Annotated in this window: 1 pseudogene; it reads right to left on the bottom strand. The window is 72.2% G+C overall.

The features are described 5' to 3' along the window. Window positions 1–263, bottom strand: a pseudogene (locus tag SM753_RS20765) (indoleamine 2,3-dioxygenase); the annotation flags it as partial.

The raw sequence follows: 263 nt of genomic DNA on the forward strand, positions 1-263 counted from the left end.
GGACGACCTGCGAGAGGTGTATCTTCCGGAAGTCGTGGAGGGCGTCGATGGCGTCGTTGTACGCGTCGACGAGCGCCGGGTCGCTCCCGGCGACGTACTCGCGGAGCCCCGAGGCGGCCTCGAAGTCGGCGACGAGCGCGCGGTGCTCGGGCGGCATGTACTCGCGCATGTCCCGGAGGTGGTCGAGGAGACTGGTCGCTGCGTGGTCGACGTCGAGCGCGCCGTCGAGCGCGGGGAGGACGCTGCTCTGGGCGCCGCTGCCG

This window comes from Halostella sp. PRR32, from assembly GCF_034808085.1.
Taxonomy (GTDB): domain Archaea; phylum Halobacteriota; class Halobacteria; order Halobacteriales; family Natronoarchaeaceae; genus Halostella; species Halostella pelagica.